Source organism: Hoskinsella mucinilytica, assembly GCF_045223415.1.
Lineage (GTDB): Bacteria > Bacillota_I > Bacilli_A > Erysipelotrichales > Erysipelotrichaceae > Hoskinsella > Hoskinsella mucinilytica.
In genome coordinates, this window is sequence record NZ_JBEQZJ010000003.1 from 45751 (window position 1) to 62234 (window position 16484).

Annotated in this window: 22 protein-coding genes and 1 tRNA gene; 19 read left to right on the top strand and 4 right to left on the bottom strand. The window is 34.1% G+C overall.

The features are described from left to right. Positions 1–31 precede the first annotated feature (31 nt). On the bottom strand, positions 32–1279 hold the full coding sequence (locus tag UGRO018_RS01515) for a hypothetical protein (RefSeq protein ID WP_416324682.1): 1248 nt from the start codon (positions 1277–1279) through the stop codon (positions 32–34). A 134-nt stretch (positions 1280–1413) separates the two neighbouring features. On the opposite strand from UGRO018_RS01515, the gene UGRO018_RS01520 reads away from it, so the two are divergent. Next, on the top strand, positions 1414–1911 hold the full coding sequence (locus UGRO018_RS01520) for a GNAT family N-acetyltransferase (protein ID WP_416324683.1): 498 nt from the start codon (positions 1414–1416) through the stop codon (positions 1909–1911). Positions 1912–2021: 110 nt separating this feature from the next. Beyond that, positions 2022–3086, top strand: a complete 1065-nt coding sequence (locus UGRO018_RS01525; protein WP_416324684.1) for a glycoside hydrolase family 25 protein — start codon at positions 2022–2024, stop codon at positions 3084–3086. Positions 3087–3140: 54 nt separating this feature from the next. Here UGRO018_RS01525 and UGRO018_RS01530 read toward each other — a convergent pair whose 3' ends face one another. Together UGRO018_RS01530 and UGRO018_RS01535 are read right to left on the bottom strand one after the other, a co-directional pair. Continuing rightward, entirely contained in the window at positions 3141–3383 is a 243-nt protein-coding gene (locus UGRO018_RS01530) for a hypothetical protein (protein ID WP_416324685.1), read from the bottom strand. 539 nt (positions 3384–3922) lie between these two features. Next, positions 3923–3998, bottom strand: a tRNA-Lys gene (locus tag UGRO018_RS01535). Between the two features lie 291 nt (positions 3999–4289). Between UGRO018_RS01535 and UGRO018_RS01540 the strand changes: the two genes are divergently transcribed. From UGRO018_RS01540 to UGRO018_RS01605, 14 genes are all read left to right on the top strand, one after another. Next, entirely contained in the window at positions 4290–5432 is a 1143-nt protein-coding gene (locus UGRO018_RS01540) for a DUF6348 family protein (RefSeq protein WP_416324686.1), read from the top strand. A gap of 192 nt (positions 5433–5624) precedes the next feature. After that, positions 5625–6176 carry a translation initiation factor IF-3 gene (infC, locus tag UGRO018_RS01545; protein ID WP_416324687.1) on the top strand — a complete coding sequence of 184 codons (552 nt, stop codon included), beginning with the start codon at positions 5625–5627 and terminating at the stop codon, positions 6174–6176. A gap of 24 nt (positions 6177–6200) precedes the next feature. Beyond that, complete coding sequence (gene rpmI, locus UGRO018_RS01550) at positions 6201–6395, top strand: 50S ribosomal protein L35 (RefSeq protein WP_416324688.1); 195 nt, start codon at positions 6201–6203, stop codon at positions 6393–6395. Between the two features lie 14 nt (positions 6396–6409). Next, positions 6410–6778: a 50S ribosomal protein L20 gene (gene rplT / locus UGRO018_RS01555; RefSeq protein ID WP_416324689.1), complete on the top strand. Its 369-nt coding sequence runs from the start codon at positions 6410–6412 to the stop codon at positions 6776–6778. 14 nt (positions 6779–6792) lie between these two features. Then, the gene (locus tag UGRO018_RS01560) at positions 6793–7230 is read left to right on the top strand and encodes a MarR family winged helix-turn-helix transcriptional regulator (protein WP_416324690.1); all 438 of its coding nucleotides are present in this window, start codon (positions 6793–6795) and stop codon (positions 7228–7230) included. Positions 7231–7312: 82 nt separating this feature from the next. Then, positions 7313–7825, top strand: a complete 513-nt coding sequence (locus tag UGRO018_RS01565) for an RNA polymerase sigma factor (RefSeq protein WP_416324691.1) — start codon at positions 7313–7315, stop codon at positions 7823–7825. Beyond that, on the top strand, positions 7822–8571 hold the full coding sequence (locus UGRO018_RS01570; protein WP_416324692.1) for a hypothetical protein: 750 nt from the start codon (positions 7822–7824) through the stop codon (positions 8569–8571). Before UGRO018_RS01565 ends, UGRO018_RS01570 begins: the two co-directional genes overlap by 4 nt. After that, positions 8555–9445: an ATP-binding cassette domain-containing protein gene (locus UGRO018_RS01575; protein ID WP_416324693.1), complete on the top strand. Its 891-nt coding sequence runs from the start codon at positions 8555–8557 to the stop codon at positions 9443–9445. The genes UGRO018_RS01570 and UGRO018_RS01575 overlap by 17 nt, the downstream gene beginning before the upstream one ends. After that, complete coding sequence (locus tag UGRO018_RS01580; RefSeq protein ID WP_416324694.1) at positions 9423–10757, top strand: ABC transporter permease; 1335 nt, start codon at positions 9423–9425, stop codon at positions 10755–10757. Before UGRO018_RS01575 ends, UGRO018_RS01580 begins: the two co-directional genes overlap by 23 nt. Positions 10758–10864: 107 nt before the next feature. After that, positions 10865–11632: a hypothetical protein gene (locus tag UGRO018_RS01585; RefSeq protein WP_416324695.1), complete on the top strand. Its 768-nt coding sequence runs from the start codon at positions 10865–10867 to the stop codon at positions 11630–11632. Further along, entirely contained in the window at positions 11633–11830 is a 198-nt protein-coding gene (locus UGRO018_RS01590; RefSeq protein ID WP_416324696.1) for a hypothetical protein, read from the top strand. It begins immediately after the preceding gene. A 12-nt stretch (positions 11831–11842) separates the two neighbouring features. Beyond that, positions 11843–12211 carry a GntR family transcriptional regulator gene (locus UGRO018_RS01595; RefSeq protein ID WP_416324697.1) on the top strand — a complete coding sequence of 123 codons (369 nt, stop codon included), beginning with the start codon at positions 11843–11845 and terminating at the stop codon, positions 12209–12211. Next, complete coding sequence (locus UGRO018_RS01600) at positions 12195–12893, top strand: ABC transporter ATP-binding protein (protein ID WP_416324698.1); 699 nt, start codon at positions 12195–12197, stop codon at positions 12891–12893. The genes UGRO018_RS01595 and UGRO018_RS01600 overlap by 17 nt, the downstream gene beginning before the upstream one ends. Before the next feature lie 18 nt (positions 12894–12911). Continuing rightward, complete coding sequence (locus UGRO018_RS01605) at positions 12912–13073, top strand: hypothetical protein (RefSeq protein ID WP_416324699.1); 162 nt, start codon at positions 12912–12914, stop codon at positions 13071–13073. A gap of 92 nt (positions 13074–13165) precedes the next feature. On the opposite strand, the gene UGRO018_RS01610 is transcribed toward UGRO018_RS01605, so the two are convergent. After that, the gene (locus UGRO018_RS01610) at positions 13166–13723 is read right to left on the bottom strand and encodes a hypothetical protein (RefSeq protein WP_416324700.1); all 558 of its coding nucleotides are present in this window, start codon (positions 13721–13723) and stop codon (positions 13166–13168) included. A gap of 136 nt (positions 13724–13859) precedes the next feature. On the opposite strand from UGRO018_RS01610, the gene UGRO018_RS01615 reads away from it, so the two are divergent. The 3 genes from UGRO018_RS01615 to UGRO018_RS01625 are packed head-to-tail and all read left to right on the top strand — an operon-like array spanning position 13860 to position 16447. Then, complete coding sequence (locus tag UGRO018_RS01615) at positions 13860–14867, top strand: FHA domain-containing protein (protein WP_416324701.1); 1008 nt, start codon at positions 13860–13862, stop codon at positions 14865–14867. Continuing rightward, complete coding sequence (locus UGRO018_RS01620) at positions 14854–15342, top strand: serine/threonine protein kinase (protein WP_416324702.1); 489 nt, start codon at positions 14854–14856, stop codon at positions 15340–15342. The genes UGRO018_RS01615 and UGRO018_RS01620 overlap by 14 nt, the downstream gene beginning before the upstream one ends. After that, on the top strand, positions 15251–16447 hold the full coding sequence (locus UGRO018_RS01625) for a protein kinase family protein (RefSeq protein ID WP_416324703.1): 1197 nt from the start codon (positions 15251–15253) through the stop codon (positions 16445–16447). The genes UGRO018_RS01620 and UGRO018_RS01625 overlap by 92 nt, the downstream gene beginning before the upstream one ends. Positions 16448–16484: the final 37 nt, after the last annotated feature.

Consider the following 16484-nt stretch of genomic DNA (forward strand, 5'->3'; position numbering starts at 1 on the left):
CTTTATCATGATATCATATGTTGGTTTATGTTTATTTGATTTTTAGCTTACGCTTCACATAATAATGCTTTGTTACATGAAGACAATGATCAAGTTCTTTTAAGAAAGGCTCCCAATAAAGATCATCTTTTGCAATATTCGGAGTTACCGTACGAACCAAATAATCCTCTAATTCCTCTATGGATGCACCACGATATTTCATCTGATAGTATTGATAAAAATATAAAATATGTTGAGGGAATCGCTCTGGATAAGCAACATCTTTTAAGACTGCCGGATCAGGGGTCGTATTCAACATGGTACAAATGGTATTGGCAATCAAAGCAGCAGGTAGATAGTGAAAATCATCTTCTCTTGCAAGTTCAACAAAATAAGTATACGCTTGTTGATATTCTTTTCCTTCAAGATACAACATTCCACATTGATATAATGATTGATAATATTTGTTTTTATGAAGCTCTTCTTTATGATCATTTACAAGTGCAAATAGCTTTTTTTCATATTGATTGTTCTGATTCTGTTGGATTTCCACATATAATAAAGCCATGGCATCATAAACATCCAATAGGCGATTATAATTATGGGTTTCTATAAATATTTTTTCTAACATTAAAGAATCACGGAAACAATCAAGAAACCATCCCTTATAGAAATGCATATAAGAACGATTTAAAATTCCCAAAGGATGCTCACTTTCATCAATTTTTAATTTGTTATAAATCTCTTGTTCTTTTTTTGCACTTCTGGTACGATGAACCGTATAAGTAAACAGCATATCCTTTAAAATTTCCTTGAGTGGCTTGGTAAAAATATCCAGCAACGCCAGATATTTTTCAAAATCTTCCTCTGTTAAATCACTACAATTAGCATAATAGTTGGGTATGATATCGCATAAATCACGAATCTCCTGTACAAAAATATCCTTACTGTTTTCAGGTAACAGCTTTTTTATTTTTGCAGTTGTGCGATTCAGATTATCTATATGATAAAATGTAACATCCTCCAACACCTGTTCAAATAAAGGTTGAAAATTCTTCCAAAAGGCAGGATCATACTCAATGGTGGCATTGATTTGATGTAATAGGTAGATATAAATAGAATCACTTTTGATAGGATGTAGATTCTCGATTCTACTATAAGAATCCATAGAACAAATCAACGCATTGTTATACGTAATGAAATCTTTTTGTTTCAAATTAGCCTGTTTGCGATAATACTTCAAAAGTACCGCTATACAGTTTTTCACATTATCATTTAAACGAAATTTTCTAGGGTACATTCTTTTCTCCTCCAAAATACTCCTTTATTATATCACGTACTTGAAAAAGGACATCAATAAATATTAAAAAAGCCTAATTTTTTCGAATATTTTGTGATATAATCATAAACAAAATAGAAAAAGGGAGGCTTTTTATGGAAATCAAAGTATGTCAAAGTGAGGCGCAACTGAAAGAGCTTGCAGAAAAAGCGGAAAAGATATGGAATGAGTATTTTATATCCATCATCACTAAAGAACAGATAGATTATATGGTTGAAAAATTTCAAAGTTATGAAGCAATCAAACAGGCGATAGAAGAAGAACAGTATACCTATTTTCTTGCCTATGAGCAAGGGAAGTTGATCGGATATTGTGGTGTAAGACCTTGTGAGGATCAGCGCTTGTTTTTAAGCAAGCTATATCTTGATAAGGAAAACAGAGGGAAAGGATATGCCAGTGTTTTATTAAATCAAGCAATTGATTTTGCGAAAGAACAAAAGCTGGCAGCGATCTATTTGACTTGTAATAAATATAATACGCATTCTTTACAGGTTTATGAAAAGAAAGGGTTTTATCAAACGGATGCAGTACAAACCGATATCGGGAATGGCTTCATCATGGATGATTATATCTTACAATTAGATTTGAACTAAGCGCAAGATGCGCTTTTTTTTCGCATATATAAAGTTCTCTTCGTGAACTTGGTTGTTTGTTGACACGATGAGAATGTATGCTCATACCTTAATGTGAGGAGGAAATCAATATGACAAAGCTATTAGGTATTGATGTATCAGAGCATAATGGTGTTATTGACTGGTCTTTGATCAAGAAAGGTGGAATCAAATTTGCTATTATTCGTTCTAGTTATGGACACTTTGTAGAAGATCAACAATTTCAAAGAAACGTAAGAGAATGCGAGCGAATAGGGCTTCCTTATGGATTATATCATTATTCTTATGTTGCAACAGATGAACAAATGAGAGAGGAAGCAAATGGTTTTATCAAATTATGTAAAAGCTGTAAGCCGTCTTATCCTTGCTTTATTGATATGGAGGATGCGGATGGTTGGAAGAAAAAAATGGGTGTGACAGACGCTATGAATATCAAAGTGTGTTATTATACCTGCAGTGAATTAGAGGCGAATGGTTTTTATGCTGGCATTTACGCAAACTTAGATTGGTGGAACAATCATTTGAATTCTGCAAGTTTGGATCGCTTTGATAAATGGGTGGCACAATGGAATGATGTAAATACGTATAAAAAGCCTTATCAAATGTGGCAGTTTACCAGCGATGGTCATGTAGATGGTTATTCTGGGCGTTTGGATATGGATTACAGTTATGTAGATTATCCTTCCTTGATCATATCCGGCGGTTTTAATGGATACAAAAAAGGAGATCAAGAAGGAAGCCATGAATCAGGAGGAGTACAGCGACCTCGTTATAGTGTTGGAGATCGTATCCGTTTTAAAGGTCTTTGGACACAAAGCAATGGAGGAAACTGGTATCCTGTTGATCGATTAGCGGTCAAAGAAGGCGTTATCACCAAAATTTTGTATGGTACACAACATCCCTATTTGATCAATAACAATGTAGGATGGGCAAATGATGCCGTTGTTTTGAAACCACAAAGCAATGCGTTTCGTATTAATGACAAGGTGAGCTTTGATGGTTTATGGACACAAAGCAATGGAGGAGTTTATTATCCAGCCAGTGCTCTTCTTGTGAAACAGGGCATTATAACAGATATCGTAAAGGGAAGTAAGCATCCATATCTGATAAATCATAATGTAGGATGGGCACAAGAAAATCAACTTCATCATATATAAAAACAAACGCTTGGCAAGGAACTAAGCGTTTGTTTTTATATTATGTATCTAAAGTCAAGACAAAACGGTGTACATCTGTTTCATGATGTTGTCAAATTCTTCCTTGGACATCAGGGAACAATAATAGGACTGAATCATTAGCCTTAAGGTTTTCTGGAATTCCGTTAAAGTTTCAGCGCTTTCTTTGTGTAACTGAATTTGATTGATGAAATCATCCACCCATAAATCAAAATCCGACATGACAGTAATTGCGTTCTTATTGAATTCGTCATCGAAATAAATCAAATTGTTCTGCATATGTTTTTCCTCCTATATCTGTATCTGATGCTATTATAAAGCAACCTGTTTGCAGAATAAGACGAGATTTGTCGAACATTGATGGAATTCATAAAAAAGGCTCATTTTGAGCAATTTGACGCTTACAAACAATGAAAGAATAAAGAAAGCGAGGAAATTTAAATGGTAGAAATTAAAACTGCACAAGCCAGATAAAGCAAATAAACCATATGGATGGGAATATCTTTAAGGATAAAGTGAAAGATTGCTACAACGCTAATACAACCTTAAGCAGTCTCAGCAATACATTAAACAAGTCAAGTCAAAGGGCCGAGGGAAAAATACCTTATTGGTGGCATATAATGTTGTAGATATACCAAACAACCAAGTATGTTGCTGCATATAAATAATGAAAGATCATAGATTATAGATTGCTTTTATTGCATTATTTTGCATAAAACAATTTTGGTATAGCTGATCACAAAAAGCCTAAAGTGCTAAGAATAACAAAAAAGCCTTTAAACAAAGAATTCTCTTTACCTAAAGGCTTTATTTTTTCATGGTGACCTGTCAGGGAATCGAACCCTGGACCCACTGATTAAGAGTCAGTTGCTCTGCCAGCTGAGCTAACAAGTCACTTCTTAACTGCTCAGTTATTATAAACAATAATAGAAAGAAATGCAATAGCTTATTCATAATTTTTTGTATTTTCTGGCTTTTTTATGGAACCAAGATGGATTTTAAGAAAAAAACGAATACAGTTGAATGCTCATGATATCATTGTTTGTCATCATGAGATTTTTTGTTGTCTTATCGACTGATATCCATTACATTGAGATAAAATATGTGTTTTCGTGGTATTAACGTCATGTGCTAGAAAGGTGTCGATTTTTAGTGTATAATGAAAGAAAAAGAGAGGTAATGACTGTGTTTTTCAAAAAAAAGAAAAAAGAAACCATCTCCCTTGTTGAAGAGGAATCTCAAGTATATCACTATTTGAAACAATTTTGTGAAGATGGGCAAATACAAGGCACTGCATTTGTTTTACCAGAGTATCAATTATATATCTATGCAGATGTGCTAGATAGTGATGATTCTATGGCACAGATCGTTTTCCAAATTCATCATGATGAATTAGAAGATGCTATCGTCGATCCCGTTTGCGGATTGGGATTAAATGAAGAAGAATGTGTGATGGATGCATGTGAAAATTTTTATCAGCATGATTTGAAGCCATTATTGTCTTGTCTAACGAGGGAAAAAACAATCCAGATCATAGGGCGTACCCAAGAAAATCATGCCTTTGACTTTTATCATAGTGAGTTGGGAAGTCATGGCAAAAGAGAGGGAGAGTTACCGGAAACCTTTTGGGATTGGATTGGCGATGGAATTCAAAAAAGATTAGGAAATAAACGTTTGTATTGGGTAAAGGTATATTGCGCCAAAATGGGAAGAAAGAATGATATCGAGGTTAGAATCAATGACGTACTATCCAAAGAATTAAGCAAGCTGTTACAAGACTATGTCAACGGATGGGATTGTTTAGATAGCTATCATACAGAAAAACAATGTTTTTTCTTTTATCAGAAGGATGATACTTATGTAGCACCGGTATTTTCCAAAGAGGAAACGATCGAGCTTACAAAAAAAGCAATCGTCATGTTTGAAAAATGTAAAACAACTCAAGATTATAAAAATTTACGTGTGCAACTATGTAAGTTATGTAAAGATGATAGTCTTGGAATGGAATTGTTTGGTTTTATACCTGAGCTATATTGTAAACATGTATTTTCAGACTTGGAATATGGAGAACAATTATTTCTGATACAGAAAGAAAAACCGACTCAAGATTTTTACCAAACACAAATAAGATCCTTTTCCTATATAGAAGAAACGATACGAAGACATTTGAAAAATGATCATGTTAGTCAAAAAAACATTGAACAGATTGCTCAATTCAGTGCTAATTATCGAGCAGTTCAAAAAGCAGTGGATGAGGGAAGTGAGATATCGGAATTGTTTACACCGGGAATCGGCTATATCGTTAAGGATGATTATATTTTGCGATAAGAAAGAAAATGATTGACGATAACAAATAAATATGATATCATAACAAAGCAGAAAAGTTTGTGGAAAGTTAGAAGCACCCCTTCTCACCTGATGTCCTAAGGACATGGGTTATACGCTACTTCATAGAATGATATGAAAAAAGTAGGTAATAGTGCGGGTGCATATGAGTACCCGCTTTTCTAATGGCAACAATTGGAGGTGTCTATTATAAACAAGAAAGTTATTCCTAACAACGTAAACGACGATTTAGTAAACGAAAAAATCAAATTCAAAGAAGTCATGGTAATTGATTCAAATGGCGATAAGCTTGGAATCAAGATGCGTCGTGAGGCTTTGCAGATCGCATATGATCAGAATTTAGATCTATTGTGTGTTGCGCCAAAGGGAGTGCCACCAGTATGTAAGGTATTGGATTATGGAAGATATCGCTTTGAACAGCAGAAGAAAGCAAAAGAAGCGAAGAAGAAACAGCATGTAACGGAGGTTAAGCCGATCCGTTTATCACCAGTGATCGATAAGCATGATTTTGATACAAAAATGCGTCATGCGAGAAGCTGGATTGAAGACGGAATGAAGGTCAAAGTAGATATGCGTTTTAGAGGACGTCTGATCACGAGACTGGAAGTTGGTAAGAAAATTATGAATAGCTTTACGGAAGAAATTTCTGATATTGCTACCGTAGAGAAAAGACCAATTCTTGAAGGTAATACAATGTCATGTGTTCTGGCACCAAAGAAGAAATAAATTAAATTAGAGGAGGTACTACTTATGCCAAAGATGAAATCACATAGAGGACTAGCAAAACGTGTAAAAACAACTGGTTCTGGAAAATTAAAGAGAAGTCATGCTTATACTTCACACCGTTTCCATGGTAAAACACAGAAACAAAAACGTCATTTAAGAAAATCAGGAACTGTTAACAATACGGATTACAAACGTATCAAACAGATGCTTGTGAAATAAGGAGGAAGTAAAATATGGCTAGAGTAAAAGGTGGATACACAACACGTCAAAGAAGAAAAAAAATCATCAAATTAGCAAAGGGTTATTACGGAGCTAAACATATTCTATATAAGACTGCTCATGAGCAGGTAATGCATTCATTTAAATATGCATACAATGACCGTAAAGATTTAAAACGTAACATGCGTAAATTATGGATTGCTCGTATCAATGCTGCAGCAAGAATGAATGAGATTTCTTATTCTAAATTAATGCACGGATTGAAACTTGCAAATGTTACGATCAACCGTAAAATGTTATCAGAAATTGCAATTCACGATCCTAAGGGCTTCACAAAAATCGTTGAAACAGCGAAAGCTGCTTTAGAAAAACAAGCTGCTTAATTTGAGGAGCATATATGGATGACACACGTCATACTTTAAATGAACTTCTAGTAGATTTATTTAACTACATCCTTCTGATTGAGGAGAAAAATCTTCAAGATCAGGGGGTCAATCTTTCCATGACTGAGGTACATATTCTAGAGGCAATACAGAAAAGTGAGTCCAATATGATGTCCGCTATTGCGAAACGTTTGATGGTCACACAAGGTACTTTGACCGTTTCCACAAGTAAACTTGTGAAAAAGGGATATGTAGAGCGAGTCAAGGATGAGAAGGACAAACGTATCGTGCGTCTGACATTGACAGAAAAAGCGGAGTCAATCATCCATATCCATGATCAGTTTCATGAGGAAATGATTGAAAAATTACTAAATGAACTAGAATTGGATAAAGAAGAAGAATTGATTCGTTCCTTAAAAAATCTGATGAAATTCTTTAAAGAGAGATATTAAGTCTGTTGAAAATACAGACTTTTTTTATATAAGAGAGAACTTTTTCTCTTTGAAAAGCATTATCTTAGTGAGGAGGACAGGTATGAAAGAAAACAAATTGATACGTGAAATCCAAAATGGAAATGAGCAGGCAATCGATGATTTGATATCGCAACTGTATCCTCAAATTTATTCTTATGTCTATGTACGAATGAAAGGAAGAGATTGTAGCAAAGATATCACACAAGAAGTATTTTTGAATTTCATAAAAAATATCGACCATTTTGAATTTAGAGGCAAGACCAAACAATACTTATTAAGAATCGCCGTTAACTGTTGTAATGGTTGGTATCGAAATCATCTGGAAACGTATCATTTAGAAGATACAGAAACCATTGCAGCAAAAGAAGAGAACATACAACAAGGAAATTTGCGAGCCTTGTTGCAAAAGCTTCCTGCTGAACAAGAAGAGGCCTTAGTGTTAAGATACTATGAAGAATTGAAAATAAAAGAAATTGCAATGGTTTTGGATCTATCAGAGAATACCGTGAAAACAAGGCTTCGATTAGGATTAAGCAAGTTAAAACAAATGATAAGGAAGGAAGACTGGTTATGAAAATTGATTGGAATGAGCTGGAAATTGATAATGAAGAAGCAAGATCAAAGACGATACAACAATGTAAAGCTCAATATCAAAAGCAAGTTAAACGACAAGAGCATCATCCAATTCGCTTGTTTCAAAGATACTTGGATGTAGAGGGTCTTCGCATATGGAAAGGATATGCTGTATTTTTATTGGTTTTTATCATCTTGTTACAAGCTTCCTCAGTGGATAGAGCCCTTTTGTTTACCATTTATTTTGGCACAATGGGAGGATATTTCATTTATCAAGTAATGAAATATCGTGAAACCGGATTTCAGGAATTGCTTTATACCATGCCTATGAATGGAGCAAAACTATTTCTATATCAGATGTTTAGTTTCTTGATGTTGTTTTTCATGACCTTTGGACTGTATATCACAATTGGCGAAGGATTAAGAGAACAAACGATGTTTGAAATTTTTTGTGAAATGTTTTTTCCACTTTGTATGAGCCAAGCGATACTTTTATTGATATTGTCAAAAATTCGTAGCTACCAAGAGGCATTATCTATTTATACCGTTGTATTTATTATGATCACTTATCTTACAAACGATGCCCCGATCCCTCAGTATCACTTTAGTAAGCAATTTCAGATTATTTTGGAACATAGTCTAGGGAGATTTCTATTTGTTTTGTTAAGTTTGTTGTTATTGATTGTTGCATGTTATATGTATTATCGACAACTTGGAAAGGAGCAATTTTATGAAATTAAGTGTTGAGCATTTATCAAAAAGTTTTAAAACGAAAAAGGCAGTGAATGATGTAAGTTTTACTTTAGAAGAAGGAATTCATGCTTTATTAGGCGCAAATGGCAGTGGAAAAACAACGTTAATGCGTATGATCTGCGGAATATTAAAAGCCGATGATGGTGTGGTAAAGATGGATGATATTCAGATTTTAGGCAATTATCAGGAATATACCAGAGTCTTGGGCTATTTACCGCAAAATGCCGGTTTTTATATGGATTTTAAAGTAGAAGCTTTTTTAACCTATATCGGTGTTTTAAAATGTATGGATAAGTCATTTTGTGAGAAAAAAATCGAAGAGCTTTTGACTAGATTGAATTTGCATGATGTACGAAAGAAGAAATTGCGCCATTTATCAGGTGGTATGCTACAAAGGGTTGGCATAGCGCAAGCCTTATTGAATCATCCAAAGGTGTTGATCTTAGATGAGCCAAGTAGTGGGCTTGATCCAAAAGAGCGAATCGCACTACGTCAGTTGTTATCTCATGTTGGGAAAGATACCATTGTCATTCTATCTACGCATATTGTCAGTGATGTGGAAACTATAGCGGATGATGTGATGATCATGAAAGAAGGGAAGATTCTTTTCAAAAAAACATTAGCTGATACATTACAGGATATTCAAGGAAGCGTATATGAGTTACGAGGAAGTGAACAAGAGTTGGTGGCAATAGAACAAGAATTATGTGTGGTAAATAGAAAAAAAGAAGGAGATACTGTCATTCTTCGAGTATTATCTTCAAACAAGCCTAGAGAAGATGCGATAGTAAGAGAACCAACCTTAGATGATGTCTATTTGTCTTATTTTCAGGAGGAACGAAATTATGTGGAAACTGATTTGTTATGAAGCGAAAAAACTAACCTCGTCTATTTCGGGGAAGATCATTCTACTATTGTTTTTAGGCATATGTTTATGGCAATTCCAACAAGATTTGCATACGCCGAGTTTGTTATCGCAATCTAATATAAAAGATGTGATCGCACAACAGAAAAAGCTAGAAGGATCCTATGAAACATTAGCAAAACATTCTACTATGCCGGATTTAGAATATGATCATCGTCATTTGAATGTTCATCGACCTCTTGATGAGGAAAGTACTTCAGATATGAATGGATTCAATTGGAAAAAGATTTATCGTGCATATGAAGATGGAACATTAAGTGAAGATGAAATAAAAGAGGCAATGAATGATTCATCTGAAGAAAAATATTCATTGGAAGACTTCACTATATATTATGCATATGAAGATGATGATCTTTGGTATTTGATCGATCATCTCATGCCAGAAAGTGAAAAAATGCTTCATCGAAAGGAGTATTTGTATACAGAGGAGAATAAGGATACTCAAGCGATGTGTGTGTTACAAGATTGTGATGCTATTCAAGATGATGTTTCAAGAAATGAGATCAATCGACGTTTTTTGTCCTTGCCAACAACGTACCATAGCAATGTTTTAGGGTCTATGTTAACCGATAACTTAAGTTACACAAATTTTTTGATGCTAATTGTTCTAGGCATTCTTTTCGCAAACATATTCAGTAAAGAAACGCAATCTAAGACGGATATTTATTTGGCTTCCTCTCCCAATGGTGGAGTAAAGGTGATTTGGGCTAAAATCATCTTATGTATATTACTTGGTGTTTTGATTCCTGTATTAGCGAAAATAGGTGTATTGATACTTATATTGATGCGGTATGGTGGACTTGATTGGAATATGTTTTATTTTGAAAAGGAAGGATTGATCAGTTCTTATTTATATACTTTCAAAGAATTGATCCCGGCTAGCTTAATCAATTATTCTATTGGGACGCTATCACTTTGTATCAGTATATTATTTATTTCTCAAAAATCTAAAAATAGTTATCTAGCAGCTGTGTTCGCATTGATTTTTGTGATCCTACCTATTTATTATGAGATGTTTCGCATTGGCGGAAACTCCGTTGCTTCCTTTTTTCCGAGTAATCTGTTAATGAGATTCTCAGAAAATTTGAGTGCATACAGCTATTTTAATGGAAATCAAACGTTATTTTATTCCATATTCGGTATAGTATTACCGAAAATCAGTATTTATTGGATCTTTTGGATCATTTTAGATACCGTGTTGATTGGTACTATGGTGTGGGAAGGAAAACGTCATCGTATCACAACGCATGCTTAAATACTTTTTATTCCTAATAAGGTTGACAAACCATTAAAGATGATGTACTATTGTACTAGATGATTAATACAATAGTACATCATCTTTTGTTAAAGGGAGGAAACAATATGTTTTGGAATTTATGGAAGTATGAGATAAAGTGCTCTTATCGTAATTATCTCTTCACTTATGCAATTATGTTACTTGCGGCATTACTGTTTAATCAATCAAATACGGTTTTGATGGCATTGATCAGTATTTTATTTACAGTGATGGTATTTGTTACTGTCATTATGACATTCGTCATGGTAATACGAACTTATCAAAGTTCTATGTTTTCAAAGGCAGGGTATTTGACATTAACATTACCGGTGTCCAGTAAAAAGCTATTATTGGTTAAAATTTTGAATTCATCTTTATGGTTTATTTTATCGTATTTAGTCATTATGTTGGCAGCAATGTTATTGGCATGGAGAACCGGTGAAATCGGTTTTGGCAATATCTTTGAGTTGTTAAGTAATGGATTGGCTCAAATGCCTTTAGAGGGATGGTTGACGTTATTGTCAACATTCATTGGTGTTATTGAGATGATTACATTGTTATATATGGTGATGAATTTAACTCATACCAATTATATTCGTCGTCATCGTGGTATCATTGCAGTGGTATTGTTCTTTGCTATCAATATTGTGATTTCATACATCAATGGAATCATCTTTCCAGATTCAGCATTGGATTTCGGGTTTGCAATTTCAATGGGTGTAGTGGATACGACAATGCCGGCAGTTACAAGTGATATGTCACTTTATATCACTATGATAGAAGATGTACTTCTAAGCGTTGCATTCTTCTTTATTGCAAGTTATCTGATTGATCACAAACTTGAAATTGAATAAATGAATGATATAAAAGAAAATGTACTGGCGATTCTTGTAATATTGTTGTTTACCTTTTGGTATATTTTTACAGGATATTTGTTAGTAGATTATCTTAAAGTAAGCTTTGTTGTCATCGCAATAGGCTTAGCAGTACTGTGTGTGATTATCATTGCGGTATTGAAAACGATGCGACAAATGAAAAGAAGAGAATACTAAGGAGTGATCAATGTGAATTTTAATGACAATATACCAATCTATATACAAATTATGGATGAATGTAAACGACGTATGATCACAGGTGTATATGCACCAGGAAGCAAAGTTCCTCCGGTTCGTGAATTAGCAGTTGAATTTGGTGTGAATCCAAACACGGTACAACGAGCAATGAGTGATTTAGAACGAGAAGGACTGTTTATTAGTGAACGTACTAGTGGACGTTTCATATGCAAAGATACTGAACTGATTCATGCTTTGAAAAAAAGCGTTGTCAATGATAGAATACTTTCATTTCTAAATGAGATGAAACAATATGGATGTGAAGAAGAGGAAATCATCCAGATGATAAGGGAGCGATACGATAATGGAAAAGCTGATTGAGATATGTGGATTAAATAAATCTTATGGAAAAAAAGAAGTATTAAAAAATGTTGAAATGATGGCAGAACGTGGTCAGATCATTGGCTTATTGGGACCAAACGGAAGTGGTAAGACCACCATGCTGAAAATCATGACTGGTATGTTGAAGGATTATCAAGGTGTTGTAAAAATTGATGGGAAAAACATTGGTCCAGAAACAAAAGAAATTGTTTCTTATTTACCGGATGAGCCTTATTTCTCAGACTGGATGAAGGTGAAAGATGTATTAAGCATTTTCGAAGATATGTATCATGACTTTGATAAAGCAAAGTGTCAAAGAATTATGGATAAGTTTAAAATTGATGCATCAATGAGAATCAAAAGTATGTCAAAGGGTACCAAAGAGAAGTTTCAGCTTGCACTTGTAATGAGTAGAAAAGCAAAAATCATCATTATGGATGAGCCGATCGGTGGCGTGGATCCAGCAGCTAGAGAAGTGATATTAGACACTATTTTAGAGAATTATGATGAGAATCAGACAATTTTGATTGCCACACATTTGATTGCTGATATTGAACGAGTTTTCAGTAACGTTGTCTTTATCAAAGAAGGCAAGATCGTGTTAGATAAAGATGTTGAAACACTTCGTCAAGAAACGGGTAAATCCGTTGATGAGTTATTCCGGGAAGAGTTCCGTTATTAATCAAAAGGGCATCCTATTATGCAAAACAATAAAGAGGTTTTCAAAAAAAGGATCAGTTTAGCAAGTCTTGCAATCATCTTTGGAGTTGTAGCTTATATGCAGTTTCATCATCTTTTGTTTTTAATGCTTGGCGTAGTAGTTGCTGCATTGATCATTAAAGTGAAAGATTTACCATTGTAATTACAATATCAATATAAAAAGGTTTATTTGTCAGAAAGAAGATTCTGATCAGAATAAACCTTTTTTTTGTACATTTGAAATAAAAAAATTGCTTATTTATTCAGCATATAAAACAGATACATACTCATTCCAATGGTAAAGGAAGTTTCAAGCAAAGTTGATACACCGCCATTAAGAAGATAGAGTAAAAGGTCAAATACGACAAGTATAAAGAATGGTGGAAAAGCTTTTTGAAATAACAATACATCTGTTTTTAAACAAGATGTGATGATATGAAAGATAAGCAAGATAAAAAGGGAGGTGCCAAGCATGGCAGTTCTGGTATGCCATTTCGCAAGCTGTGGTAATTGTGTTGGAAGGTATGGAATCCAAACGGATAGAGCCATAAAAAAACAAGAACATAATAGAATAGGAATGCCGAAACGATACGTATATCGGCATTTTTTTATAAAGAAAAGTGTATAGATAAGAAAATAAAGAGCAGCGCTGGTTCCCCATAAGATAAGATAACTTTTATGTCCGAGAACATTTCCTAAATCACTTAGATTTTGAGAAAGTGGAAAAACGAAAAAAAATGTTCCTAAGTTGATCACGATGATCATTACCATAAAAAATGGCTGTATATTGTAAAAAAACGCTTTATTCTTCATGTTTTAGCTCCTTTGATACATGGGAATATTATACCATTTTAATTATGTGAAAATATGTGAAAACACGAAAAATTTAGGATTTTTGACATTTCATACGTATGTAAATATATAGGGGCATAAAAAAGAGGTGTTGAAATTGGAAAAGCAAATGAAAGAATTAAAAAAACGAGAGGATGGATTTGTAGAAGTATCCTTACAGGATGCAAAAGATTTTGATGAGTATGTTTTGGCTCAGATGTGTAAAGATGGTTCTTGTCTTTCTGTAATCAAAGATCATCGTGATTGTACCCGTTTCTTTTATGACACCAATGGATATCTTGATCTTAAGAGTTATGTGACGTCTCATCGTTTTGAAAAGATGGAGCTAATGGAATTTTTGATTTACTTGTTTGAGAACCTTATAAGGGTCAATACCAATAAGCCTGTCTATTTACAAAGTGATTTGATTTATCTTAGCTATGACGGAGGTGTTTTAAAGTTCTTGGTCTTGCCTTTGACGATGGATAAATGGATCTTTCAATGTGAGCAAAGTCAAGTGTTTCTTAAAGAGTTGATTTCCGCTTTGAAAGGGGAAGATAGTTATCAAACCATTGGTTTCTTAGTAGAACAATTAAAACAAAAGGAAATGAGCTTTCCAAACCTCTTACAAGGACTGCATGATCTATATGCGGCTTGTAGACCTAAGCCACCATGGTATCAAAAATGGGTTCCTTCAAAAAGTAAGGAAAATGAGCGCTTTCAAGTAAGAGATATTCCAAGACCACCACGTGTTGTGCCTTCTGCACGATCACCTGATATGTTCATGGAAACAATGGTATTGTTTTCTAATCATGACGAAGCGGTTTTCATTGATCAGAAAACAAAAGCAGTATATACGATTGAAAAAGAACATTATCTCATTGGAAGAGGTACAGAAAACGATCTTTGTATTCAAGACACCTTTATTTCTCACAAACATGCAGTTTATGAAAAACAAACAAAACAATTGATCGATCAAGGCAGTAGCAATGGTACCTTTGTGAATCACAATAGGATAACATCTATCACTTTACATCATGGTGATATCGTTAGTTTCGCAAATCATGAATTCCTATATGAAGAAGGTGAGTTGGGAAAGGAGGATGGAGCGTATGAAGGAGTATGAAAAAATAAGATTGTTAGGGTCTGGTGGTATGTCAGAGGTTTGGTTGGTAGAGGACAAAAGCAATGGACAAACCTATGCAATGAAAGAAGCCAAACAACATACCACACATTCTACCGTTTATCGAAATGCGTTACATAAAGAAGCTCATATACTGGCAGGGATTCATCATCCTATGATACCTTCCTTGATTGCATATGAACCTAGAACTTATTTCATCATGGATCTTATCGAAGGACATAGTTTAGAAACACATATGACAAATGGTATACCAGATTCCATATTGTATGGTTGGATGAAGGAGGTGATTGAGATTTTATCATACTTGCATCATCATAAAATTTTTTATTTAGATTTAAAACCGCAAAATTTAATGGAAGATGCAAATGGGAAATTACATCTTGTTGATTTTGGTACAAGCGTCTATCAAGATGGCCCAAAAGTCAGTGCAATCACTCCCAGGCTATGGAGCGCCTGAATTACAACATGGTTTGATTTCTGCATTAGCAGATATCTATAGTTTCGGTAGATTGTTTTATGTATTACGTCATCAATGCTTTCCTGAAGATCATAAGCTTTCTGCTTCTCAAGATGCGATAGATAAATTTCTATTACGTTGTTGTGAAATAGATCCGAAAAAACGCTATAGAGATATGAAAGAGCTTGATAAGGCATATCAAGCGATTGTCCATAAAACGCTTCAGTGGAAAAATAAGCTGCTTCTTAGTTTGATGCTTTGTTGTATCAGTTGTGCACTTTTTTCAAATTATCAATATGAAAAAGAGAAAGAAATCACATATCTGCAGTTGATCGAAAAGCAAGATTATGAAGAGGCGATTCTTTATCAAAGCGATGATTTACGAGCCTATCAATGCTTTTTGAAACAAGCAGAGAAAGAACATCAGCTAAAAGGAAAGATATTGGCATTGAAAAGAATTTCACAAATCTATGAGAACTATCCCTTATCTATGAATGAGGAAATAGCCTGCTATTTGATTCAGGAATGTGTGTTAACAAAGGAGCTATCCCTTTATGAATATGCCTTGCGATTAATAAAAGAGATAAAAGCGGATGCTTATGAAAAAAATTATGAATCGGCTTTATCCTTAATTCTTCAAAAGCAGGATGTTATGAGTAGTTTAAAGGTGCTATATCAAAAATTGGATGATCCAAAGGACATGTCAGATAAAAAAGTGGATCTCTTGGTTGCTTTATATGAAACGCAAAGTGATCAATTAGCGCAAACATATGAATTTTTATTACCCCTTTATGAATTACAGCATGCATCTAGTAAAAAAATAGAGCTTCAATACGCATATGGTCTATGGCTTTGCGAACAAAAGGATGTCAGTATATTCTCCTTTGTTGAACAATTGGAAAATGAGTGGGATATAAAAGAAGCCTATCATCTTGGAAATTTGTATTTAGAGATATTTGAAAAGTGCATTGTTGATGAAGAGAAAAGCAATCGAATGGATCTATTAGATAAAGCAAATATGTATATCGATATGGTAAAAGAGGATACCAACAGGGAAGCTATGTTACAACAAGTGACTTATCTACAAAAGAAATGGAAGAGATGATCTATATATTCAGGCAATAGGTGGAAAGGAGTGCTAT

Bases quoted from the DNA above. Each gene is read 5' to 3' on its own strand.
- UGRO018_RS01515 (WP_416324682.1), bottom strand. From the start codon at position 1,279: ATGTACCCTAGAAAATTTCGTTTAAATGATAATGTGAAAAACTGTATA.
- UGRO018_RS01520 (WP_416324683.1), top strand. From the start codon at position 1,414: ATGGAAATCAAAGTATGTCAAAGTGAGGCGCAACTGAAAGAGCTTGCA.
- UGRO018_RS01525 (WP_416324684.1), top strand. From the start codon at position 2,022: ATGACAAAGCTATTAGGTATTGATGTATCAGAGCATAATGGTGTTATT.
- UGRO018_RS01530 (WP_416324685.1), bottom strand. From the start codon at position 3,383: ATGCAGAACAATTTGATTTATTTCGATGACGAATTCAATAAGAACGCA.
- rpmI (WP_416324688.1), top strand. From the start codon at position 6,201: ATGCCAAAGATGAAATCACATAGAGGACTAGCAAAACGTGTAAAAACA.
- rplT (WP_416324689.1), top strand. From the start codon at position 6,410: ATGGCTAGAGTAAAAGGTGGATACACAACACGTCAAAGAAGAAAAAAA.
- UGRO018_RS01560 (WP_416324690.1), top strand. From the start codon at position 6,793: ATGGATGACACACGTCATACTTTAAATGAACTTCTAGTAGATTTATTT.
- UGRO018_RS01565 (WP_416324691.1), top strand. From the start codon at position 7,313: ATGAAAGAAAACAAATTGATACGTGAAATCCAAAATGGAAATGAGCAG.
- UGRO018_RS01570 (WP_416324692.1), top strand. From the start codon at position 7,822: ATGAAAATTGATTGGAATGAGCTGGAAATTGATAATGAAGAAGCAAGA.
- UGRO018_RS01575 (WP_416324693.1), top strand. From the start codon at position 8,555: ATGAAATTAAGTGTTGAGCATTTATCAAAAAGTTTTAAAACGAAAAAG.
- UGRO018_RS01580 (WP_416324694.1), top strand. From the start codon at position 9,423: ATGTGGAAACTGATTTGTTATGAAGCGAAAAAACTAACCTCGTCTATT.
- UGRO018_RS01585 (WP_416324695.1), top strand. From the start codon at position 10,865: ATGTTTTGGAATTTATGGAAGTATGAGATAAAGTGCTCTTATCGTAAT.
- UGRO018_RS01590 (WP_416324696.1), top strand. From the start codon at position 11,633: ATGAATGATATAAAAGAAAATGTACTGGCGATTCTTGTAATATTGTTG.
- UGRO018_RS01600 (WP_416324698.1), top strand. From the start codon at position 12,195: ATGGAAAAGCTGATTGAGATATGTGGATTAAATAAATCTTATGGAAAA.
- UGRO018_RS01605 (WP_416324699.1), top strand. From the start codon at position 12,912: ATGCAAAACAATAAAGAGGTTTTCAAAAAAAGGATCAGTTTAGCAAGT.
- UGRO018_RS01610 (WP_416324700.1), bottom strand. From the start codon at position 13,723: ATGAAGAATAAAGCGTTTTTTTACAATATACAGCCATTTTTTATGGTA.
- UGRO018_RS01620 (WP_416324702.1), top strand. From the start codon at position 14,854: ATGAAGGAGTATGAAAAAATAAGATTGTTAGGGTCTGGTGGTATGTCA.
- UGRO018_RS01625 (WP_416324703.1), top strand. From the start codon at position 15,251: ATGGGAAATTACATCTTGTTGATTTTGGTACAAGCGTCTATCAAGATG.